Raw genomic sequence first — 23,522 nt, forward strand, 5'->3', positions numbered from 1 at the left:
GCCGGTGATTTCTCGCTTCGATGTGGTGCTCTTAACACTTTCCATCGTTATAAGGCAGTTGATAGTTGCAGGGCATAGACGAGTGCCCAGTCCTGGTCGTTGGCGAGCGGGTCGGCGACGTGCGCCGGCTGGCCGTTCACGCAGCTCGGGTAGACGAACGCACAGGTCGCCGTACCGTCTCCGGCGAAGCTGACCAGGTTCGCGCGCAGGATGGCATCCGCTGCGGTGTCCAGCCAGGCCGCCTGCTCCTGGTTGACGAGCTCACGCGGCCAAGCGGCGTACACGGCCGCACTGAGGACAGACCAGTAGTGCGGGAAGACGTCACCCCACAGTCGCAGCCGTCCGAACCAGTAGCCGTCCCAGTGCCGGATCGGCACGTGCCGCAGCCGCGCGTCGGGCTGGTCCGCCGCGAACGCGGTCAGCCACGGCAGTCTGCGGCTCAGCTCCGCGCCGTCGATCTGGCCCGGTGCAATCCGGTACGCCGCCACCAGCAGCTCCAGCAGCGGCGCCACCATCGACTGCTCGTAGTTGACCTCATGCGGCGGCAGCTCATCGCCGTACTCGAGGAACATCCGCGCATGCCGGACCAGATGCTCATGCAGTCCCAGCTCGGTCAGCAGCGGACCGAGGTCGAAGGCGAGGAAGTGGTCGCCGCCTAGCTCGTAGTAGCGATTGAGGACGCGGACCGCGCCGTCACGGTCGCCCTGCGCCAGCAGGAACCGTGCGAACCACGGGAAGTTGTAGAGCCGGATGTGCTCCTGCTCCACGCTGTCCTCGTGGACCGTGCCATCCGCGTCGACCAGATAGTCGCGGACGAAGCGCTCGTACCCGGCCAGTGCCTCATCCAGCTCGGTCCGGTCGCCCCAACCGCGGTCACGGACCTCCTGCAGCAGACGGGCCATCCCGACGCGCTCACGGCCGTCCGACCAGTCTCGCCAGCCCTCGGACTGCACGGTGAGTCCACTGTCGTTGTCGTAAGGCACGAAGGCGTAGCGGCGGCTGTCCGCGAGCTCCGGACGGCGCTGGTGGTCGAGGATGAAGCGCACCCGCCGTTCGGCGAGCACTCGCAGCGGTTCGTGGAAGAGCAGGGCGATCCGCGCACTGTCGGCCTCCACGTACTGCAGTCCGGGCTCGACGCCCGTGACCGGGCCATGGCCGCGCACCTCGATCGTCTCCCCCACTTCGGCGGCCAATCGGTCCGCAGCGAGCCGTGGCTGCCGATCCGCGTGGAAGGCGGCCAGGTCGTCGTACCAGCCAAGCTGCCAGGTCCACCGGTACGACGCTCCCGGGGCGAGCGTGATTGGCGGCTGACCGCCCATGGCGTGCGGTGCGCGAGCGTGGTCGGTGACGTGCAGATAGATGTGCCCGCGGACGTTGCTGCCGCTGTCTGCGTCGCGGCCCTCGACGGAGTAGGCCCAGAGCTCGCCTTCCTTGAGCTGCAGCCCCAGACCGGGTCCACTGCCATCCATTGGGACCGCCCACGCCCAGGCGTCCGCACCACCCGTCCAGACATGCGCATGGACGGCACCGGTGAGGCTCTCGCGACTAGAGCGGTAGATGTCGCGGTACGGCGTACTGATGGCGAGCGAACCGACCTCTACCGGCGCTGCGGTCGGATTGCGGAGTTCGTAAGTCTCCGTCCAGTGCTCGCCGAAGCGGCGGCCGACGCGAAGCTCCAGGTCTCCCAGCTGGTGCAGGAGGTCGAGGCCGGTACTTCGCCAGCGCACCAGCGCCGGATGGTCGAAGCGGTAGCTGCCGCGGTCGGTGATGATGAAGCCGTTGCCCCAAACCTGCTGGAGCACCTCGCGGCCGTCAGGGTGCAGCACCTGCGCGACCGCGCCGTCGTCGGCGACCTGGACCGTCCCGGGACCGAATCCGAAAGATTCCACAATTCCCCAACCTATCGATGTCGAGGACCGGGCACCGGCTCCGTCTCCCTGATGAGAACACCCACCGGAAGGAACCGAAATGACCCCCGAAGAGATCGCCACCGTCCTGGCCAAGCCCTACTCCCAGGCGCTGCTGTACGGCTCCGAGCCGGCCCGGATGGCCTACAACGGCGTCGACGGCGACCCGCGCTGCATCCCGATCGGCTTCTGGATGGAGGGCGACCAGCTCCTGATCGCAACCGTCCCGAAGGCGGCCAAGGTCGCCGCGCTGAAGAAGGACCCCAAGGTCGCCTTCACCATCGACACGGCCGCTTACCCGCCGAAGGTCCTGCTGCTTCGCGGTACCGCGGAGGTCGAGCTCGTCCAGGGTGTTCCGCAGGGCTACGTCGACGGCGGCCACAAGGTGATGACAGCGGAGCAACACGTCGACTGGGAGGCCGGCGTCCGCGGCCTGTACTCCGAGATGGTGGTCATCACCGTCACCCTGACCTGGGCCAAGCTGCTCGACTTCGAGACCACCATCCCGAAGGCCGTCGAGGACCTGATCGTCGAGCAGCAGAACGCCTAGGTGATCGCCAAGCTGAAGGCCAGCAGACCGGTACCGGTGGCGTTGGTGATCCACGGTCCCGCTTTCAGGTGACCCTGGTAGACGAGTGCCGTCGCACCGGTCGGCGTACCGGACAGGGAAAGCTTGAGTGAGCCATCGGCTTGGTAGACCACCGAGCTGACCGTGACAGTGGAGCCGACCAGCCGGAAATCGGCGCCCACTCCGGAGTCCACCGTCAGTGGATCGGCCGACCGCAGCTTCACCGTGAGGCTCGTGCCGCTCTTGGTCACGCTGGACGGGTTCGGCGGCGCAACACCGACCGACGGACCGCCGTACAGGTCTCTAGCTATTACTGCGAAGGTGTGGTCGCCCATCTCGCGATAGCCGCCGGCGTAGGCGTAGTGGCAGCCGTCGTGGCCGGACAGTCCCGTGGTCGACAGTATGGTGACGCCCTGCGTGTCGCCGAGTTTGCGCTGTGCCTCGCGGAGGTTGACGTTCGTGGTGTTGCCGCAGGGAGACGTGCGCACCTGGTAGCCGAAGTACTTCGCAGTACTCATCTCGGTTCGCCAGTCCGCCAGCAGGGACGTGAAGCCGGCGATGTGCACTGCTGCGTTGTCGCTCTCCGCCTCGCCCTGGTACCAGAGCACGCCCTTGACCTTGCTGAGCACCCCCGACGCCTGCAGTCGGCTCCGCAGGCGTCCGTAGTTCGTCGCGAGGTCGTTCGGGGTGGTGTCGTTGCGCTGGAAGAAGCTGACCGGCTGCCCACCATGCGAGCCGTTGAACAACGCGACGGGGACGCCGTAGGTGTCCACGATCCGGCGGCCCATCCGGATCGCCCACTGACCGGCCGAGCCGGACTGCTGAGTCACATCCCCGGTCGCGTAGTGCCAGACCCGGTCGGCGCCGGAGATCGTCTTGTCGGCATTCGAGGTTCCGAAACTGCGCAGGTACGGCGATTCCTCGACGTTCGCGTCACCGGAGCGCTTGGCTGCTTCGGCATTGGACTGGCCTTGTACTACGTACACGTCGCCGGACACGATGCCGGTGCGTCTGGCCACAACCCGGTCGATGCCGGACCCGACGGCTTTCAGCTCGAAGGTGTAGTCCCATCGACCGGCCTGGATGCGTGGTGTGAACCGGAACGGCGCCGAGGCGGGAGCGGTGAAGGTCTGCGTCTCGCCGTTTCCGGTGACGCGCAGTTCCACGTGATCCACTCCGGTCGCTGTGACCTCACCGGCCACCGCGGGGCTCGCACCGTTCTCGCTGTCGCGCGGGACCAGCTTCAGGTCCTGGGGCATCTCGGTCAGCTTCACCAGCGAGGGGCGAGCGTAGACGGTCAGCTTGCGCTGCGTGTACGTCGCCGCGTTGTCGGTCAGCGTCCAGTCGGGCGCTCCGGCGGTGTTCGTGCCGATGCCGAGGGCCAGAGTCTTGGCGGTCGTCTCGGCGAACCTGTTGACGGAGAGCACCGGCTTGGCCGGCACAGTCGATGGCTTGGTGGCACCGATCTGGTGGATCTGGAACGAGCCATGGCCGAGAACCGTCGTCGGGCTGTCATCGGCGTCGTACGTGCTCGCCGAGGCATTGGCGACCTGACCGCTGGCGGACCCGCTGTACTGGTTCGGCCACATCTCGATGTAGCCGGTCTGCCCGGTCCCGGTCGTCACACCGGCCACGTTGGAAGCCACCTCGAGGTCGGTGACCTGCTGCCGGAAGATCTGACCGGCGAAGGTCTGCAGGCCCAGCCGCTTGGCGTCACTGGTGAACGGCTCCATCGCCGTCCACACCCACTGAACCCCCTTCGGGCCGTTCAGCTCGAGGCAGTAGCCGACCCGATCGAAGTTGGAGCCGATCGCCGCCGTGTTGTTCACGGTGTACGGCGGTGTCTTGTTCAGCCAGGTCGCCGACGTGGGCAGGTTGATCTGCAGGGCCGTGGTGTATCCGGCCGCGGCCGCATCGCAGCCGGCAGCCTGGGTGTCAGCAGACGCGGGACTGCCGACGGCTCCGAGGGTTGCGATGGTGGCGAGGATCGTGGACACGATGGCAGGGGCGTACCGACGCATGGGGCGGGACCTCCGGGAGATGGTGGACCTCAACGTCCGAGGTCAAAAAACTACCATCGCCGCCATCGGGCTAAAGCTTATTGGCGTGGCGGATGACGTCGACCATGTCGGACATCATTCCGGTCAGGTCGTAGTCCTTCGGCGTGTAGACCGCCGCCACACCGGAGGCCAGCAAGGCCTTGGCGTCGGCGTCGGGGACGATGCCGCCGACGACCACCGGCACGTCTTCGAGGCCGGCCTCGCGCAGGCCGGCCACGACGGCCGGGACCAGCTCCATGTGCGAGCCGGACAGGATCGACAGCCCGACACAGTGCACGTCCTCCGCGACCGCGGCCGCGACGATCTGCTCAGGTGTCAGCCGGATGCCCTGGTAGATCACCTCGAAGCCGACGTCGCGAGCCCGGACGGCGACCTGCTCGGCGCCGTTCGAGTGTCCGTCCAGCCCGGGCTTGCCGACCAGGAACCGCAGTCGGCCGCCCAGCTCGTTCGAAGTCTCGGTGACCTTCTCGCGGACCGCAGCGATCGCCTCACCGCCGGCGGACACACCCACCGAGCCGGACACTCCGGTCGGTGCGCGGTACTCGCCGAACATCTCCCGCAGTACGCCGGACCACTCGCCCGTGGTCACGCCGGCCCGGACACACTCGAGCGTTGCGGGCATCAGGTTGTCGGTGCCCTTCGCAGTCTCGCGCAGCTTTGCCAGTGCAATCTCAGCGGCCTTCTGGTCCCGCTGCGCCCGCCACTCGCGCAGTGAGTTCAGTGCGGCCTGTTCGGCAGCAGGATCGACAGTCTGGATCGCAGCGTCCAGGTCAGCGGTCAGCGGCGACGGCTCCGTGTTCTGGAACTTGTTGACGCCGACGACGACCTGCTCACCGGACTCGATCCGCTGCCAGCGCTCCGCGTGCGAACCGACCAGAGCGCCCTTCAGATAGCCGCTCTCCACGGCCACGACCGCACCACCCATCGCCTGCACGCGGTCGATCTCGTCGCGCGCACCGGCGACCAGCTCCTCCACCTTCGCTGCGATGACATGCGAGCCGTCGAAGATGTCGTCGTACTCGAGCAGGTCGGACTCATAGGCGAGCACCTGCTGCATTCTGAGCGACCACTGCTGGTCCCACGGCCGGGGGAGGCCGAGTGCTTCGTTCCACGCCGGTAACTGCACCGCACGCGCCCGTGCGCTCTTGGAGAGCGTCACTCCGAGCATCTCCAGGACGATCCGCTGCACGTTGTTCTCGGGCTGCGCCTCGGTCAGTCCCAGCGAGTTCACCTGGACGCCGTACCGCAATCGCCTGGCCTTGGGGTCCGTGACGCCGTACCGCTCCAGTGTCAGCTCGTCCCAGAGCCGGACGAACGCGCGCATCTTGCACATCTCCTCGATGAACCGCACTCCGGAGTTCACGAAGAAGGAGATCCGCTGTACGACGTCGCCGAACCGCTCCGGGTCCACCTGTCCGCCGTCACGCACCCGATCCAGTACGGCGATCGCCGTGGAGAGCGCGAACGCCAGCTCCTGAACCGGAGTGGCTCCGGCCTCCTGAAGGTGGTAGCTGCAGATGTTGATCGGGTTCCACTTGGGGACATTCGCGACCGTGTACGCGATCAGGTCAGTAGTCAGTCGCAGCGACGCATCCGGCGGGAAAGCATAGGTGCCGCGGGACAGGTACTCCTTGACGATGTCGTTCTGCGTCGTACCGGTCAGCTCGGACGGCAACGCGCCCTGCTCCTGCGCAGCCACCTGATAGAGCGCCAGCAACCACATGGCCGGCGCGTTGATCGTCATCGACGTGTTCATCTGCGCCAGCGGGATCTGGTCGAACAGCGCCCGCACATCACCCAGATGCGCCACCGGTACGCCGACCTTGCCCACCTCGCCCTTGGCCAGCGGATGGTCGGCGTCGTACCCGGTCTGGGTCGGCAGGTCGAACGCGACCGACAGCCCGGTCTGTCCCTTTTCCAGATTCCGCCGGAACAGGGCGTTGGACTCCGCCGCGGAGGAGTGCCCCGCGTAGGTCCGCATGACCCACGGCCGGTCCCGCTCACCAGTCGCCATGTACCCGAGAGTAGGACTGTGTGACCTTGTGAGTCGCCCCCTCGTGACTCGTGTCACGAGGCGGCTACGTCACATTAGGCAGTCATCGGTAACGGGATCCGTTCGACATGGAGGATGCGGTGCAGGCGGGTGACCGCGAGGATCCGCACCACGGACGGGAGCGGATGCCAGAGGACGAGTTGACGGCCCAGAAGCTGGGTACGGCGGTGGGTCGCCACCAGGAGACCCAGGCCGGCCGCGTCGACCGCATCAACGTCTTCCAGGTCGACGATCACGTCGCCGGAGGAGGTGTCGATCAGGTGGTTGAGAGTCTGCCGAACGTCGCCCACACAGCGGACGTCCAGGATGCCGGTCAGATGTACGACGTTGTCGTGGGTCGGTGCGTGCATGTCCGTGCCCTCCGCTCGTCCGGCGGCCCCCGAGTGATCGGCCGCTGTGCAGCGTTGTGTTCGTAAAGACTCCCCGGAGACACGGATGGTTGCCAAGACCGCACGAGATTTTGTTTCGGGACAGAATGGGGTATGTGTTCGCCGAGCGGTACTTCCTGTTCCCCGTCGTCGCCCTGGCGTTCGCCGGGCTGATGGTGCTGCTCTGCCGCTGGGCCTTCTCCAAGGCCAAGCGCGGCTCCCTGGTCCGCCGGGTGGACGACCGCCCGGCCGAGCGGGACGCCTTCGGCCTGCTGATCGACGTACGGACCGAGCACAGTCACAACGCCGCCCGGGTCACCGTGTCGAAACTGAAGGACTTCGGGATCAAGGCCACCACCGCCCGTACCAAGGACGGCTGGACGGTCTACGTCTGGCCGAAGGATGAGGCCGCCGCGCGCGGTCTGCTCGACACCCACTGACGCGCCCCATAGCGCCCCCAGCGCGTCGGACGCAACGGCCTGGCGCGTGGGGCAATAGACCTTTCGACCATGGCGCAGCTGCTGTCGGGGTGCTGGGAAATCGGTTTCTATCCCCCCATGGTCATTCAGCATTCCCCGAACTGCTGCCGTTGCGACAAGTGCACCTGCGGCGCCACCGACGTTCGCCGCCGTACCTTTCTGGCCGCATCGGCGCTCGGTGTCGCCGGTGCGATGCTGCCGTCGACCACAGCGCTCGCCAGCCCGGCTGGGCCACTCGTCCCGGCGTCCCTGCAGGAGCTGGCCGATCGTGGGGTCCCAACCGAGTACAGCGGTGCCGCACTGGCCAGAATCGGGATGCCGGTCGGTGGGATCACCTGTGGGCAGGTCTACCTGTCCGGCGACGGCCGCCTCTGGGTCTGGGACATCTTCAACCAGAACGGGTTCCCGCCCGGCGGAAACGACTGCGGCGGCAGCCACTACGTCGCACCCATGACCCCCGCCTCTAACGCGGCTGCCACGCCGTTCAGGAGCGGGTTCGTACTGCGGACCGAGGCAGCGGGCGCCGTACGGACGAGGGCACTGGACTCCACCGGCTTCAGTGATGTGAAGTTCGTCGGCCGCTACCCGATCGGCACGGTCGCCTTCAAGGCCGCCGATTCGCCGGTCGAGGTCACGCTCGACGCTTTCAGCCCGTTCGTCCCGCTCGCGACCGACGACTCCAGTTATCCGGCGACGATCATGGCCTACACACTCAAGAACACCTCCGCGAGCACCGTGAAGGCCACGGTCGCCGGCTTCAGCGAGAACCCGGTCTGTCACTTCACCGCGAACCAGCAGATCACCCGGCTTCGTAGCGCCGCGGTCAGTCAGGCGCAGGTCCGGTACGTCGACTTCACCGCGGCTGATCAGCCCGCGCCCAGACCGGACATCGTCTTCGAGGACTGGGAACGCGACACCTACGCACCCTGGACCACAACCGGCGATGCCTTCGGCAGCGGACCCGTGCTGTCGGCCTCGGTGCCGGACTACATGAAGCGGTACGACGGCCCCGCGCAGCACCACCTGAACTCCACCGGCACCCGCCTCGTCACCTCGCACAACTTCCGCCTGACCGGGGATCCCGACAACAGAACCGGCACTCTGGTCAGCCCCGCGTTCACCATCAGCCGCAGGTTCGTCACGATCTCGCTCGGCGGCGGCAACCACCCTGGCACCACCTGCGCCCGGGTGGTGGTGGACGGGCAGATCGTCGCGACCGTCACGGGCTCCGACGACGAGCGGGTACTGGCGCGCACTCTCGATGTCAGCGCCCACGAGGGCAAGTCCGCGCGGATCGAGATCGTCGATCAGCTGGGCGGCCACTGGGCCCATGTCACCGTCGATCTGATCGTCTTCAGCGACCGCGACGAGGTGGTGTTCGAAGACTGGGACCAGACCGACTTCACCGGCTGGACAGTCACCGGTACGGCGTTCGGCCCGGGGCCGGTCGGTGAGGCCGACGTGGCAGCCGCGCCGACAGGATTCCGCCGGTACGGCGATCTCAACGTCACCGGCAATCGCTTCGTCACGTCGTACAACTGGCGTGCGGGCGGCGACCTCGACAGTCACACCGGATCGTTGACCAGCGCAACCTTCCGGCTGGCCCGTAGGTTCGTCTCGGTGTCGGTCAGCGGTGGCGATCATCCGGGCCAGACCTGCGTGGACGTGCTGGTCGACGGCGTGGTCGTTGCCTCGGTCACCGGCCGGAACAGTGAGCCGCTGGAGGTGACGACGCTCGACGTTGGCGCCTGGGAGGGCCGCAACGCGCAGGTCAGGATCAGCGACCTGCTGGGCGGGCACTGGGGCCACTTCAGCGCCGGTGCGATCCACTTCACCGACGCACCCGAGATCCTCTTCGAGGACTGGGAGCGGACCGCCTTCGCGCCGTGGACCGTCAGCGGTACCGCGTTTGGACCGGGCCCGGTGACACCGGCCGAACTACCGCCGTTCTACCGGCGCCCGTTCGGGGAGATCACCGAGCTGAACGTCTCCGGCACGCGCTACGTCACGTCGTACGCCTTCCGGGGCGGGGACGCGGATGCGCCGACCGGATCGCTGACGAGCCCGGAGTTCACGATCAGCAGACGCTTCGTGACCGCGTGGATCGGTGGCGGCGGGCACCCGGACAAGACCGCGGTCCAGGTCCTGGTGGACGGACAAGTGGTTGCCTCATGCAACGGTCAGGAGATCGAGCCGTTGCAGGCCGTGTCGATGAACGTCGGCCGCTTCCTCGGCCGCAAGGCGCGGATCCGGGTGATCGACGATCACGCCGGCTCCTGGGGCCACGTGAGCTGCGACCGGATCATCTTCTCCAACCGGCCGGTGCGTTCGAACAAGATCATCGACCGGTACGACGGCGGCGGGTTCGCGCTGGCCGCCCTGGATCCGGCCGCGGTGGTCCGCCCGTCGATCGCCGACTGGTCGTCGCCGGCAGCCGTGCTCGATTCCGCCGCCAGGACCGCGGAGGTCGAAGGTACGGCCATGGCCGGAGCCGTCAGCTCGACTGTGACGCTCGCCCCCGGCGAGTCCGCGACGCTGCGGTTCGCACTCGGCTGGTTCTTCACCAAGGTGGCCCCGATCGTCGGCGACCGGTTGACGGACCGATGGACCTTGCGGCGGCACTACTCGACCCGGTTCGCCAACGCGCGCGCCGTGATCGAGTCACTGGCCTCGAACGCTGGGCGACTGGAGGCTCAGACCAGGTCGTGGGTGCAGGCGTTCTACGCGGACTCGACGCTGCCGCACTGGTTCTGTGAGCGCACGCTGGCGAATGCGTCGACTCTCGCCACCAGCACCTGCTGGCGATTCGACAACGGCCGGTTCTACGCTTTCGAAGGCGTCTATACGGCGATCGGCACCTGCCAGCACGTCTGGAACTACGCGCAGAGCGCGGCCCGGCTCTTCCCTGTCCTGGAGCGGGACACCCGCGAGCGGATCGACCTCGGCCTGGCCCTGCGCCCGAACGGTGAGATGCGCAACCGGGGCGAGCTGGAGGACTCCTTCATCGACGGGCAGTGCGGCACGGTCCTGCGCATCTACCGTGAGCACCAGATGACCAGTGACAGTTCGTTCCTGACCCGGGTCTGGCCGAAGGTGCGGCTGGCTGTCGAGTTCCTGGTGAACAACCGCGACGTCGACTCCGACGGGGTGATCGAGGGCAGCCAGCACAACACGCTCGACTCCGAATGGTTCGGCGAGGTGCCCTGGATCTCCGGCCTGTACGTCGCCGCGCTGCGGGCCGCCGCGGCGATGGCGACCGAGACCGGCGATACGACGGCCGCCCAGCGCTACGCCGTACTGGCTGATCGTGGTACTGCCTTCCTCGACAGCACCTTGTGGAACGGCACCTACGGCTACTACGTGCACCGGGTGGACCCCAACCGGCCCACCACCATGAACTCCAACCGGGGCGTCTACATCGACCAGATGTTCGGCCAGACGTATGCCGCGCAGCTCGGACTGCCGCGAGTGTTCGCGGCCGACAAGGCGAAGATCGCCCTCGGCAGCATCTACCGCAACAACTTCCTCCCCGACTCGGCGAACTACACCCGGATCTCGGGCATCCCCGGTGGACGGGTGTACTCCGTGGCCGGCGAGCCCGGCGTGGTGATGTGCACCTGGAAGAACGGCGGCGTGAACGAGCGCGGCACGGAGGGTGTTCAGTACTACTTCAACGAGGTCTGGAGCGGCCAGGAGTACCAGCTCGCCGCGCACCTGATGTCGGAGGGCATGACCGCCGAGAGCCTGGCGATCACCCGCGCGGTGAACGACCGGTACTCCGCGACCAAGCGCAATCCGTACAGCGAGATCGAGTGCGGCGATCACTACACCCGCGCGATGATGAGCCACGCGGTGTTCCTGGCGGCCTGCGGGTACGAGTACCACGGGCCGAAGGCACATCTTGGCTTCGCGCCGCAACTGACCCCCGAGGACTTCGCAGCAGCCTTCACCGCCGCCGAAGGCTGGGGCTCCTACCGGCAGAAGCGGACCGCCGCGAGCCAGACCGCCGCTGTCGAGGTCCGCTACGGCCAGGTGAAGATCGCCACCTTCAGCCAGCGCACCGCCGTACCGGCCCGATCGGTAGTCGTGAAGGTCGGCACCACGACGATGCCCGCCACCCTCACCGTGCAGGGCGACCGCGCCCTGATCACCCTCGATTCGGCGACAGTGCTGCAAACCGGCCAGACCCTGGAGGTAGCCCTCGCCTGGTAACTGCGGGCTTCGAATCGAAGTCGGCCCTCCGGAGGTGTCCTCCGGAGGGCCTTCTCGTGCGTCTATCTCCCGGCGCGCCCAGCGGCTGGGCAGGTGTGACGGGGGTCACGAGAAGGGGTCTGGGGACATCGGGCAAGAACAGGGCGAGCCGATCGGCGACCCAGCAGACGTGAGGAGTTCGATGACGCCCGACGTGGCCTTGGCGGCCATCGCGCTGCCAAGCCGGATGAATTCGGCGGGCCGGGTGCAGGCTGCCCAGAGCCCGGCGGCGGATGAGGACAGTCTCATCCTGGAGGCGTCTGTGCGGGAGCCGGACCGGTTCACGCACATCTTCGACCAGTACTTCGGACAGGTGCACTCGTACGTCGCACGCCGGCTCGGCACGGATCTCGCCGACGATCTGGCCGCGGAGACGTTTCTGATCGCGTTCCGGCAGCGGGAGCGGTTCAACAGCCGCAACGGCGTGGTCCGGGCCTGGCTGTACGGCATCGCGACCAATCTGATCCGGCGGCACCGCCGCAACGAGGTGCGGGCCTGGCGGGCGACCAGCAAGCTGCCGCTCCCGGAGCCGACCAGTGGTCACGAGGAGCGCGTCGCTGCGCAGGTGACCGCACAGGGCGTCAGCCGCGAGCTCGCTGCAGCGCTGGCCAAGGTCTCCGCCAAGGACCGTGAGGTCCTGCTGCTGGTCGCACTCGGTCAGCTCACGTACGACGAAGTCGCCACCGCACTCGGGATCGCGTACGGCACGGTGTGCTCGCGCCTGTCCAGGGCCCGGCGCATCATCCGCGAATCTCTTGGCCCCACCGATCCGACGGGAGCTGACTCCTGATGAACGAACTCGAGTCGATCCGCAACGCCTTCCCCGAGGACGACGGGCCCAGCCCGGAGGCATCGGCCGCCGCACGCCGGCAGCTGCAGGCCCTCATCCACGAGGAGAAGCGCCGCAGCCGCACCAGACTGGCCTGGATCGGCGGTGCGGTGACCGCGACCACGGCTGTGGTCACAGTGGTCGCTCTCGGCGTACCGCTACTGCAGGGGCCCAGCTCCGGAGATGTCGGAGTGGCACCTGCGACCCTGACACCGCCGCGACTGGCGAGTGCCAGCGAGGTGCTGATCGCTGCGGCAGTCCAGCAGGAGGCGGACGAGAAGGTGTCCGGTAAGTACTTCCGGGTCCGCACTCTGCACGTGGACACCGGCACCCGCGTCGGTAACCCGAAGTACACGCTGAAGCGGCAGAGCATCGACGAGCGGTGGATGCCGATGAAGCCAGGCGTGGAGTCCTGGTTCGGCTGGGTCGAACTCGGCTACAAGCCGGCCACCCCGGGCGACGAGGCAAAGTGGCGCGCCCAGGGCGCACCGACGTCCTGGGTGCAGAGCGAGCTGGTCAACCCGATCACCCTGGCGCCGACCAAGCCAGTGGTCAACAAGATGTCCTTCGAGGACGTGCCGGTCGGCTACTACCTGACCGGCACGAAGCCCCTCAGCGCGCAGCAGATCGCTGCCCTGCCTACGGATCCGGTGAAGCTGCGCGAGTTCCTGGCCCAGGGAGCGGATCCGGCGAACGCGGAGGCACAGAACTACACCGTGTACTCCGCGGCCGGCCGACTGTTGTTCGAGGCCCCGTCGCCGCCGAAGCTGCGCGGCGCGGTGCTGCGGGTGCTGTCGACGATCCCAGGCGTGACGATCGAGCAGAACGTCAAGGATCCACTGGGCCGCGTCGGCACCAAGATCTCGCTGAAGACCGACTTCGGCCGGATCAAGCCCGGCGCCGCCCCGTCCCTGTACAGCGGCAGCCAGCTCGACTACATCATCGACCCGGTGCACGGGCGCCTGCTCGCCCAGCAGATGTTCGGCCCCAACAAGGGCGCGGACGTCGTCCTCGAGTCCGGCTGGACGAACGACAAGCCCACCCCGCCCTCCACCGCACTGCGCTGACCCCCTAAACCCCTCCGGTACGGCTCTGTCTGAGCCGCACCGCGCTTCACCCTGCCCGGAATCGCCCTTCCTCCCGAGGTGAACCCCTTGCCAAAAACCCGAAAAGCCGCAGCGACGGCAACAGTCATCGCACTCGTCGTACTGGCTTCGACCGTCCCACCTGCTGTTGGAGCTGAGCAGTCCACTGCTCAGGCCTCCACTACCGCAACCAGCAACTCACTGACCTTCACTCTGGTGACCGGCGACAAGGTGTTCGCCCGTAGTACCAGCACCGGTGTTGTGCCGATCGACGTCCGCCCTGGTCCTGGGCGAGACCGGATGGCCTTCCACAAGGTTGCCTTCGGCAAGAAGCAGCTGGTGGTCCCGCTGGACGCCATGCCGCTGGTGAACTCCGGTGTGGTCGACGAGCGCCTGTTCGACGTCGCACTGCTCGGAGAACTCGGCCTGGACGACCAGTCCGCGCCAAAGCTGCCACTACTGGTCCAGTACGCCGCCAGTGGGGCAGCGCGTGCAGTCCGGAGCGCGTTACCGGAAGGCACCGAGGTCAAACGCGAGCTGCCGATCATCGACGCGGTCGCGATCGGCCAGCAACGCAGTCAGGCCGGAGACCTGTGGTGGAGCTGGCTGAACAGCCCGCAGGCCAAGCGCCGTACCGGACTGGCCGGCACTGTGAAGAAGGTCTGGCTGGACGGCGGTGTGACGCCGAACCTGGACCGCAGTGTCCCGCAGATCGGCGCACCGGCCGCGTGGAAGGCCGGGCTCACCGGTAAGGGCGTCAAGGTCGCCGTACTGGACAGCGGGTACGACGCCACCCACCCGGACCTGAAGGGTCGCGTGATTGCGACCAAGGGTTTCACCAGCGAGGACGACAAAGACGTGCTCGACATCATCGGGCACGGCACCCACACCGCTTCGACGGTGGCCGGTACCGGAGCCGCATCGGCCGGCAAGTACCGCGGTGTGGCGCCGGACGCGGACCTGATGATCGGCAAGGTCTGCGGCGGCCGCAACTGCGAGACCTCGGCGATCATCGCCGGAATGGAGTGGGCCGCGAACTCCGGTGCCCGCGTCGTCAACATGAGCATCGGCGGCGGTCCGTCCGACGGCACGGACATCCTCTCCGAGACGCTCAACCGGCTGACCGCGAGTACCGGCACGCTCTTCGTCGTCTCCGCGGGCAACTTCGGTGCTGCGGAAACGGTGTCCGAACCGGCTGCCGCGGATGCCGCGCTGGCAGTCGCCTCGGTGACCAAGTCCGACGGACACAGCGACTTCTCCAGCCAGGGACCACGTCTGGGCGACCTGTCGGTGAAGCCCGACATCTCCGCACCGGGCAGCCGAATCGTCGCTGCGCGCGCTGCGAACACTCCCCTGGACCCGTTCGCGATCAACTCCTCGTACGCCGAACTGTCGGGCACGTCGATGGCCGCACCGCATGTGGCCGGGGCTGCTGCTCTGTTGGCGCAGGCGCACCCGGACTGGAAGGCAGACCAGCTGAAGTCGGCCCTGATGGGCTCGTCGCTCGGACTGCGCGACCAGAGCATCTACACCCAGGGTGCTGGCCGCGTGGACGTCGCAGCGGCGCTCAAGCAACCAGTGCTGGCCATGCCGAGCAGTCTGAACCTGGGACTGCAGGCAGCACCGCACAACGACGACAAGCCGGTCACGAAGCCCATGACCTACTTCAACGACAGTGCGCAGCCGGTGCGGCTGTCTCTGAAGCTCAACGGCGCCAAGGTGTTCAAACTCAGCACCTCCTCGGTTGTGGTCCCAGCCAAGGGCAGTGCGACCGTCGACGTGACAGCAGACGTCCCTGACTCAGCGGCCGAGGGTGCGTACGGCGCCTGGCTAGTTGCCAGCGGCAACGGCATGACGGTGCGCAGCACGGTCGGTGTGGGCAAGGAGATCACCACCTACGACCACAAGGTGGTCATGACCGACCGGACCGGCGCACCGGCCGGCAACGACGATGAGCACGTCTCCGGGACCTACCTGATCGATGTGGACCGGCTGGCGATGTACTCCGTCGCGTCCGGCGACTCAGTGCAGCTGCCCGCGGGTCACTACATCGTCGACGGCTACACCGCGACGATCAACCCCGAGGGCGTCGGCTTCGGCGAGGTCACCTACTTCACCGAGCCCGATCTGGTGCTCGGAGCGGCCGGACCGATCAACCTCGACGGCAGCAAGGCCCGCCAGATCGCAGCCCGGCCGCCGGTCACCGACGCATCGGCCGCGACCGGTGGTGTCGGTGCGGCTCGTACCCTCGCCGATGGCACCTACACGAGCGGCGTGGGCGTCGCCAACGGCGGTACGGCGAGCTTCGTACCCGCCATGTACGTCGTCCCGAACCGGACGCACGCGCCGAACAAGTACACGGCCTTCGCACACGTTGCCTGGGCGGGCATGCCGGACGGACAGGACCCTGGCGGCGAGCTCTACCTGGACAGCCCGTACTTCTACCACGATGCGGCTGTGTGGCCGGGACAGGTTCCAGCCAACCCGTCGGTCATCACCAATCCGCGTGACTACGCGCATCTGGACGCCTCGTACGCCGGAGAACCCGGCTACCGCGCCACCAACTACAGCTTCGCGTCCCTGCCCCAGCTCGACCCGAGTGGTCATGCGGTGCCGGCCTTCGTCTTCACTCCGGCGATCGGGATGAACCTGCCGTTCCGCCGCGACGAGTACTACTCCACGAAGAACGTGGTGTGGTCGTTCAGCAACGAGGTCTACCGGTACACACCCGACAACGGCTACGAGTACCTGACCCTGCTCGACTCCGCGCCGACGGCGTACCCGGCCGGACGGACGACGAAGGTCGACTGGCAACGCGGAGTCTTCGGGCCGAGCCTGCCGGACCCGCGGATCGGCAACCCGGGCCGCGACGCACTGCCCTGGTCGTCTCGGGACGGTGACAGCCTGAGCATCTACGTGCCGTCCTTCGCCGACGGAACACCGAACCGGTTGGGCGACGCCGGACTCAAGTCGGAGCACACCACGGTGATCCGGGACGGTCGAGAGATCGGTGCGTCCGATTCACTCGCCCTCCAGACGTTCGCGGTCCCTGCGGACGAGGCGACGTACCAGCTCACCAAGGTGACCAAGCGGGCCGACGACTGGACCAAGCTGTCACCGGAGATCTCGTCGCGGTGGACGTTCCGCTCCAAGCGGACTCCGGATGGTGTGGACACCGCACTGCCGTTGCTGAACGTGCGGTACACCCCACAGCTGGACGAGCGGAACCGCGCAGCACAAGGGCGGTTCGAGTTCCCGGTGACTGTGCAGACCGCGTTCAAGGCGCCCGCACGGCCGATCGTGGCGCTGCAGTTGTCGGCGTCCTCCGACGACGGCAAGACCTGGCACCCGGTGTCGGTACGGCGTACCGGTGCGGCCACCTGGAAGGCGTCGCTCGACCAGACGGCCGGCTTCGTCACGCTCCGGGCTCAGGCGCGGGACGCAGCCGGCAATCAGGTCGATCAGACGATCACCCGGGCCTACGAGGTCAAGTAGCCCAGATCTCCTGGCGGCTCACGGTTGAGGGGCTGTGAGCCGCCAGGGTCCCTCCTGGGTCAGCAGCCCTTGAATCGCTTGTCGGCAGCCCACCCAGTGTTCGCCCAGCTGTCGGCAGCGGCGGGGGTGAACCCGGGTGGGACCGTTGCGAGTTCGCCGACCAGCCAGTTGGCGAAGCGGGCAGCGCCCTGTGGGCAGGTATGAATGCCGTCGGCACTGCGGTCGGCCTTCCCGTCCTTCTGCTGCTGGTAGGTGGTTCCCCAAACCGCTGCGGCGTCGAGCACCTGCGCCTGGCCGGCGGATTCCGCTGCCACCTCGCGCGCCACTGCCGTCGTACGAGCGAGCTCTGCCAGGTGCGGTCGGTAGAAGTCGTCGGCCTTGATCGGCGGGGCGGTGACGAAGACGAGCTTCGCGCCGGTCGCGGTGACCGCCGCGAGCAGCTTCTGGTACGCCGCCTTCTGCTCCGCGTGCGTGCCCCAGTCGTACGTCGTGACCTGGTAGACGACTGTGGTCGGCCGGGCGGCGGTGATGTCGGCAGGGAGCTTCTTCCAGTTCTCGGCGGCGAACGGTCCGACCACGTTGCCGCCTCCGGCCGCGGCCAGCGAGTGGAAGCCGACTCCGCCGGCTTTCAGAGCCGCATCCAGCGCCAGTGCCTCGCCCTCCGCGATCGAGTCACCGAGCAGCAGCACCTTGGCGCTGCCGGCCTTGGCGGAGGTCGTTGGCTGCTCTGCCCCAGCGGTCGTGGAGCAGGCGGCGATCGACAGCAGGCCCAGCAGGCCCAGAGCAAGGTTTCGCATCTTCGTCATGCGTTGAAGCCTGCCGACGCCATGTCCTGGTCCGTCCGCCGCAATGTCGCGGTTGTGTCGCAGGAGCCCGCGGTGCGCACCGATCGCTGCTGACACTGCCCATACTGGCGAGGTGCCGGCCATCTTGCTGATCGAGGACGACCCGCTGGTACGCCGTGGGCTCGAGCTCGCGTTGAGCCGGCACGGCCACGCCATCCGGACTGCTGAGACCGGCGAGGACGGCCTACGGGAGTTCGGCTCGGACGCACCCGATCTGGTGGTCCTCGACCTGATGCTGCCAGGTGTCGGCGGCCTCCAGGTGTGCCGCCGGATCCGGGCGGCCGGTGCGGTGCCGGTCATCATCCTGACCGCGCGCGGTGACGACTTCGACGTGGTCGAAGGGCTCGCGGCGGGCGCGGACGACTACGTGATCAAACCGGTCCAGCCGACCGTTCTCGACGCCCGGATCCGCGCCGTACTGCGACGCAGCGACAGCGCTCCGGACGGTGTCCGCCGCCACGGCGAACTGCGCATCGACACTGCGGCTCTCACGGTGACGGTGCGGGACACTCCCGTACCGCTGACGCCGACCGAACTGCGGTTGCTGCTCACGCTGTCGCAGTCAGCGGGGCGGGTGTTCAGCAGGCAGCAGCTACTCGAGGCCGTTTGGGAGCACGACTACCTAGGTGACTCACGCCTGGTCGACAACTGTGTGCAGCGACTGCGGGCGAAGATCGAGACCGACCCGGCTGCCCCACGGTACGTCCAGACCGTTCGAGGCTTCGGGTACCGCTTCGGACCGCTATGACCTGGACCTTCCTGCCGAGGGGCCTGCGGGCGCGGCTGGTCGTCGCGTTCGTGCTGGTGACGGTGGCCGGCGCCACCGCTGCGGCGTGGTCGAGCGCCAGCTCAGCAAGCGATGCACTGGTCACCTCGACCCAGCAGCGCCTGGCGGAGTCCACCGCGGCACAACTCGCCGCGATCGCTCCAGAACTCACCTACCCGCCTGACCAGGCCGCCCTCGACCGGATCCGGGTCGCCGTGGGAGAGAACACCCTGGTCACCTATCGCAGTCTGCGCTCCACCGACGGCGCCACCGCGTTGATCACCGACGCCCTGCGCGGCGCCGTACGGGAACAGCACCGCCTGGTGGCACAGCGGGTGAGTGCCGACGGGAGGTCCTGGCTACTGATCGGGACACCGATCATGACGACCGCACCGGCCGGGACCCGGACGCCGTCCGGGATCGAGGTGTATTCGGTCCGCGACCTCACCGGTGTGGAGCAGCAGATCGACAGCCTCACCAGAACCGCGATCGGTACGTCGGCACTCGCGCTGCTGCCGGCAGTTCTCCTCGCGCTGTTCGCGGCGCGAGGAGTACTCCGCCCAGTCCGCGACCTGCGGGACACCGCCCGCCTGCTCGCCGCGGGCGACCTGTCGGCGCGAACAGCGCCGCAAGGCGCGGACGAGCTCGCAGACCTCACGGTCACGGTGAACGAGATGGCGGCGTCGTTGCAGGAGTCGATGCTGACGATGCATCGGATGCAGGCCGATGCGCGCCGCTTCGCGGCCGATGTCGCCCACGAGCTCCGCACTCCGCTGAGCACACTCACAGCAGTCGTCGAGGTGCTCGCGGACACGACGGCCGGGATGGAGCCCGACGCCAGGGAATCCGCGGAGCTTGCCATCACCGAGACCGAGCGGCTCGTCCGGCTGGTCGAGGACCTGATGGAGGTCTCCAGATTCGATGCAGGCACTGCCGGACTGCGGCTGGAGGAGACGGACCTCGCCAGTGCGGTCCGCGATTGCCTGCGCGCCAGGGGTTGGCTCGACCGGGTCAGCCTAGTTGCCCCGGACGGTGCGGTACTGCGGTGTGATCGCCGGCGGCTGGACGTGATCGTGGCCAACCTGGTCGGCAATGCGTTGCGGCACGGCGCACCGCCGGTCCTGGTGCGGGCCGGCGTCGACCAGGACGAGGCAGTCGTCGAAGTGACCGACAACGGTCCAGGGCTTTCCCCGGAGGTACTCCCGCGGGTGTTCGACCGCTTCTACAAAGCCGATGCGGCACGGACCCGTACGCCGGGCAGCGGGCTCGGGCTCGCTATCGCGCTCGAGAACGCCCGGCTGCACGGCGGTGACCTCACCGCGTCCAACGACGCGAACGGCGGCGCCCGATTCACCCTGCGGCTGCCCCGCGGTCCGGAGCAGCCGTGAGACCGCTCCTGGCCCTGCTGGCCGCGATCACGTTGGCCGGCTGCGGGATCCAGCCGTCCGGCGTGGTGGATGGTGGCGAAGCCCCAACCGGTCTGGCCACAGGTCCGACGCTGTACTTCGTCAATGCGTCCCAGCACCTCGTCGCCGAGCCACGGCAGGCCGCTCGGCTGGGCACCATCGCCGACGCGGTCGCCTTGCTCCTGGCCGGCCCAGGCGTGTCCGGCAACCTGCACACGGAGATCACCCCTGACGGGGGCGCCCGGGTCGACGTGGCGATCACTCCGGACGTCATCGACCTACGTCTACCGCTGACGATCGACGACGTCACTCCACTGGGCATCGACCAGCTCGTCTGCACCGCTCTGGCCGTCTACGTCCAGAGTGGTGGGTCGAGAAGCCTGAAGGTGCGTTTGGGGTTCACCCTCACCACACCGGAGTCGGACCGCCTGCGAACCTGTCCGCTGATCAGCTGAGATCGGTGATGTCGATCAGAGTCGGATCCGGAGTGGGCAGAAGCAACCACAGAGCGGCCAGTCCGATCATCACAGCGACGAACGCGACCAGTCCGCTCCGGCCCTTGGCCCAGCTCGCCCGGAATCGCACCGGATCCTCGACCAGATACTTCGACAGGGTCGCCAGACCGATCGACAGTGCGCAGACGACGCTGGTCCGGAGCCAGCCGTTGAGGTGGTCCGGCAGCAGCACGATGACGGGCCAGTGCCACAGATAGAGGCTGTAGGAGATCTGTCCCAGTCCGCGCAACGGTCGCCATCCCAGTCCCTTGGCCAGCAGCGAGTCCTGGTCCTGCGTGCACAAGACGATCAGCAGGGCCGCTGCCAGCGAATGCGCGAACAGCCCACCGGTGAACAGCCACTGCGAATCCACTCCGTTGACCAGGGCCCACGCCGTACCGAGTCCAGCTGCCAGCAGGACCGCTGCGGTTCCGGCCCGGCGGCCGACAATGCGGGCCAGCGCAGTGCGGACTGGGTGGGTTGCGACCAGAGCGCCTAGCAGTAAGGAGAACGCCCTGGTGTCCGTGCCGGTGTAGACGCGAGTTGGGTCCGCTGGGCTCACCAGCACGATCATCAACACCAGCGAGGCCACCGATCCGGCCGCCGCGACCACGGCGACTCGCTTGTGCACCTGCCGCGAGAGCCGTGCGATGGCCAGGACTACCAACGGCCACAGCAGGTAGAACTGCTCCTCGACCGCGATGCTCCACAGATGCTCGAAGACTCGCGCCGATCCGAACCGCTCCCAGTAGCTCGCCGACTCGGCCAGCAGATGCCAGTTGATCAAGTTGGCCTGGACCCACGGCCCGTCGGCGAGCGTTGTGCGTACCAGGTCCGGTGAACCGACGAGCCACACCAACACGGTCGCTCCGGCGAGCATCGTGGCCAGCGCGGGGAGCAGGCGCCGGATCCGTCGGCCCCAGAATCCGACCAGCGACACCGCTCCGGTCCGTTCGACCTCGCGAAGCAGGAGGTCCGTGATCAGGTAGCCCGACAGCGCGAAGAAGAGATCGACTCCGAGGAACCCACCGGCCAGATGTCCGGTGTGGAACAGGAGGACCCCGGCGATCGCCACACCGCGCAGTCCATCCAGGGCGGGCAGGTGCGCCTTGCGGGGGGTCGTCACGGGTTCGGACAGTTCTGCTTGCGTCATACCTCCGACGATCGCCCGGGCGGATGGCGAGGGCGTCCGGGGACTGTCGCAAACCGGTCGCAGCCTGACCCGGCGGCTTGAAGATGCGGTCTAGGGTCGGGGTATGAGCCTTCTCTTGGAGCTGGACCTGACCCGGGGTGTGCTCGAAACGCCGCCCGCCTCGCCGGTGGCCGCGTTCCGTGCGCGGCACCTGCCGACGCTGCGTGAGCTGGTTGCGGCGTTACGCAAGGCGGCGCGGGACGAGTCTGTGGCCGGTTTGGTCGCACACCTGGGCGGAGCCAGGCTGTCGCTGTCCCAGGTTCAGGACCTGCGCGACGCGTTGGACGACTTCCGGACGTCGGGGAAGCCCGCTGTGGCGTGGACCGAGTCGTTCGGTGAGACCGGCGGCGGGACCGTGCCCTACTACCTCGCTACTGCGTTCGATGAGATCTGGGTGCAGCCGTCGGGTGAGCTCGGCATCACCGGTGTCAGCATGCAGGCGGTGTTCATCCGCGGTGCGCTGGACAAGGCCGGGGTGATTCCGCAGTTCGGGAAGCGGCGTGAGTACAAGACCGCGGTCGACACCTTCACCGAGAAGCAGATGACCGGTCCGGGCCGCGAGATGGCCTCGCGGCTGGCCGAGTCGGCGTACGAGCAGATCGTTGACGGAATCGCCGTACGGCGGCGGCTGTCACCGGAGCGGGTTCGTGAGCTGGTGGATAGTGCGCCACTGCCTGCTCAGACAGCTCTGGACGCCGGACTGGTCGATCGACTCGGCTATCGCGCGGATGTGTACGACGAGCTGGAGAAGACGCTCGGTGAGACCGAGCGGCTGCTGGCCGAGCGCTATGTACGGCGTGGGCCGCGCACTCTGGCCGAGTTGCAGCGACGACTCCCCTGGCCGGAGAAGCCGCTGGTTGCGGTCGTGCGGGTCTCTGGTGGCATCACCGTCGGCCGGAACGCGAACAGTCCGCTCGGCGGACCTGGCTCTGGTTCAGACACGATCGGCGCGGCGCTGCGGGCAGTTGCGGAGAACGACAAGGTCAAAGCCGTCGTACTGCGAGTGGACAGCCCAGGCGGCTCGTACGTCGCCTCTGACGCGATCCGGAACGAGGTCCTGCGACTGCGGTCGACGGGGAAGCCGGTGATCGCTTCGATGGGCAGTGTGGCCGCATCCGGCGGGTACTTCGTCGCAATGCCGGCCGATGTGGTCGTCGCCCAGCCGGGAACCATCACCGGTTCGATCGGCGTGTTCAGCGGCAAGGGCGTCGTACGGGATGCGTTGTCGCGGTTCGGGATCTCGCAGCAGGCGGTGTCGGAGGGCGAGAACGCGCGGATGTTCTCCGCGCAGGAGGAGTTCAGCGACGACCAGTGGGACCAACTGGAGGAGACGCTCGACCGGATCTACCAGGACTTCGTCGCCAAGGCGGCGCTGGACCGCGGACTGCCTGAGGAGCAGCTAGAGGCGCTTGCGCGCGGCCGAGTCTGGACAGGCGCCGACGCCTTCGACCGCAAGCTGGTCGACGAGCTCGGCGGCTTCCAGCACGCACTGACGCTGGCATGCAACCGCGCTGGGCTCGACCGCGACCACATCCAGGTCGCGACCGTGCCGCACCGCAACCTGCTCGACCAGCTCCGGGCACCGACCACTACGGACGATCTGGCCGTCACAGCGCAACCACTGTCGCTGGACGGCCTCGCCAGTGGGCTCTACAGCGCGCTGGGGCTTCCGCCGGCCGGACTGCTCCGGATGCCGCTCAACTGGCAGCTGGTCTAAGCCAACC

16 protein-coding genes are annotated in these 23,522 nt (G+C 67.8%); 10 read left to right on the plus strand and 6 right to left on the minus strand.

The features are described from left to right. Window positions 1-47 precede the first annotated feature (47 nt). Window positions 48-1,889 (minus strand): hypothetical protein, encoded by a 1,842-nt coding sequence (locus OG474_RS03660; protein ID WP_405060743.1) that lies wholly within the window; start codon window positions 1,887-1,889, stop codon window positions 48-50. A gap of 79 nt (window positions 1,890-1,968) precedes the next feature. Here OG474_RS03660 and OG474_RS03665 point away from each other — a divergent pair, with 79 nt between their 5' ends. Continuing rightward, complete coding sequence (locus OG474_RS03665) at window positions 1,969-2,457, plus strand: pyridoxamine 5'-phosphate oxidase family protein (RefSeq protein ID WP_405060744.1); 489 nt, start codon at window positions 1,969-1,971, stop codon at window positions 2,455-2,457. Here OG474_RS03665 and OG474_RS03670 read toward each other — a convergent pair. From OG474_RS03670 to OG474_RS03680, 3 genes are all read right to left on the minus strand, one after another. Continuing rightward, a complete protein-coding gene (locus OG474_RS03670; RefSeq protein WP_405060745.1) occupies window positions 2,454-4,496 on the minus strand; it encodes a sialate O-acetylesterase in 2,043 nt (680 codons plus the stop codon). The two genes, OG474_RS03665 and OG474_RS03670, sit on opposite strands and share 4 nt — an antisense overlap. A gap of 70 nt (window positions 4,497-4,566) precedes the next feature. Further along, entirely contained in the window at window positions 4,567-6,549 is a 1,983-nt protein-coding gene (locus OG474_RS03675; protein WP_405060747.1) for a protein meaA, read from the minus strand. Between the two features lie 74 nt (window positions 6,550-6,623). Continuing rightward, window positions 6,624-6,938, minus strand: coding sequence for an STAS domain-containing protein (locus OG474_RS03680; protein WP_405060748.1), 315 nt, complete (start codon window positions 6,936-6,938; stop codon window positions 6,624-6,626). Window positions 6,939-7,072: 134 nt separating this feature from the next. Here OG474_RS03680 and OG474_RS03685 point away from each other — a divergent pair, with 134 nt between their 5' ends. From OG474_RS03685 to OG474_RS03705, 5 genes are all read left to right on the plus strand, one after another. Beyond that, entirely contained in the window at window positions 7,073-7,396 is a 324-nt protein-coding gene (locus tag OG474_RS03685) for a hypothetical protein (protein WP_405060749.1), read from the plus strand. A 117-nt stretch (window positions 7,397-7,513) separates the two neighbouring features. After that, entirely contained in the window at window positions 7,514-11,647 is a 4,134-nt protein-coding gene (locus tag OG474_RS03690) for a GH116 family glycosyl hydrolase (protein ID WP_405060750.1), read from the plus strand. A 181-nt stretch (window positions 11,648-11,828) separates the two neighbouring features. Continuing rightward, the gene (locus tag OG474_RS03695) at window positions 11,829-12,476 is read left to right on the plus strand and encodes an RNA polymerase sigma factor (RefSeq protein ID WP_405060751.1); all 648 of its coding nucleotides are present in this window, start codon (window positions 11,829-11,831) and stop codon (window positions 12,474-12,476) included. Next, window positions 12,476-13,582 (plus strand): CU044_5270 family protein, encoded by a 1,107-nt coding sequence (locus OG474_RS03700; RefSeq protein WP_405060752.1) that lies wholly within the window; start codon window positions 12,476-12,478, stop codon window positions 13,580-13,582. The genes OG474_RS03695 and OG474_RS03700 overlap by 1 nt, the downstream gene beginning before the upstream one ends. A gap of 87 nt (window positions 13,583-13,669) precedes the next feature. Next, window positions 13,670-17,095 (plus strand): S8 family serine peptidase, encoded by a 3,426-nt coding sequence (locus OG474_RS03705; RefSeq protein ID WP_405060753.1) that lies wholly within the window; start codon window positions 13,670-13,672, stop codon window positions 17,093-17,095. Between the two features lie 59 nt (window positions 17,096-17,154). Here OG474_RS03705 and OG474_RS03710 read toward each other — a convergent pair whose 3' ends face one another. Continuing rightward, entirely contained in the window at window positions 17,155-17,901 is a 747-nt protein-coding gene (locus OG474_RS03710; RefSeq protein ID WP_405060754.1) for an SGNH/GDSL hydrolase family protein, read from the minus strand. A gap of 112 nt (window positions 17,902-18,013) precedes the next feature. Here OG474_RS03710 and OG474_RS03715 point away from each other — a divergent pair, with 112 nt between their 5' ends. From OG474_RS03715 to OG474_RS03725, 3 genes are read left to right on the plus strand one after another with little or no spacing between them, the layout of a single operon-like run. Continuing rightward, window positions 18,014-18,688, plus strand: a complete 675-nt coding sequence (locus OG474_RS03715) for a response regulator (RefSeq protein WP_405060755.1) — start codon at window positions 18,014-18,016, stop codon at window positions 18,686-18,688. Further along, the gene (locus tag OG474_RS03720; RefSeq protein ID WP_405060756.1) at window positions 18,685-20,094 is read left to right on the plus strand and encodes an ATP-binding protein; all 1,410 of its coding nucleotides are present in this window, start codon (window positions 18,685-18,687) and stop codon (window positions 20,092-20,094) included. Before OG474_RS03715 ends, OG474_RS03720 begins: the two co-directional genes overlap by 4 nt. Next, window positions 20,091-20,567, plus strand: coding sequence for a hypothetical protein (locus tag OG474_RS03725; protein WP_405060757.1), 477 nt, complete (start codon window positions 20,091-20,093; stop codon window positions 20,565-20,567). The genes OG474_RS03720 and OG474_RS03725 overlap by 4 nt, the downstream gene beginning before the upstream one ends. On the opposite strand, the gene OG474_RS03730 is transcribed toward OG474_RS03725, so the two are convergent. Beyond that, window positions 20,560-21,759, minus strand: a complete 1,200-nt coding sequence (locus OG474_RS03730; protein ID WP_405060758.1) for an acyltransferase family protein — start codon at window positions 21,757-21,759, stop codon at window positions 20,560-20,562. The genes OG474_RS03725 and OG474_RS03730 overlap by 8 nt on opposite strands. Before the next feature lie 103 nt (window positions 21,760-21,862). On the opposite strand from OG474_RS03730, the gene sppA reads away from it, so the two are divergent. Next, window positions 21,863-23,515 carry a signal peptide peptidase SppA gene (gene sppA, locus OG474_RS03735; protein ID WP_405060759.1) on the plus strand — a complete coding sequence of 551 codons (1,653 nt, stop codon included), beginning with the start codon at window positions 21,863-21,865 and terminating at the stop codon, window positions 23,513-23,515. The last annotated feature ends 7 nt before the right edge of the window (window positions 23,516-23,522 follow it).

The organism is Kribbella sp. NBC_01505 (assembly GCF_045040285.1).
Classification (GTDB): domain Bacteria; phylum Actinomycetota; class Actinomycetes; order Propionibacteriales; family Kribbellaceae; genus Kribbella.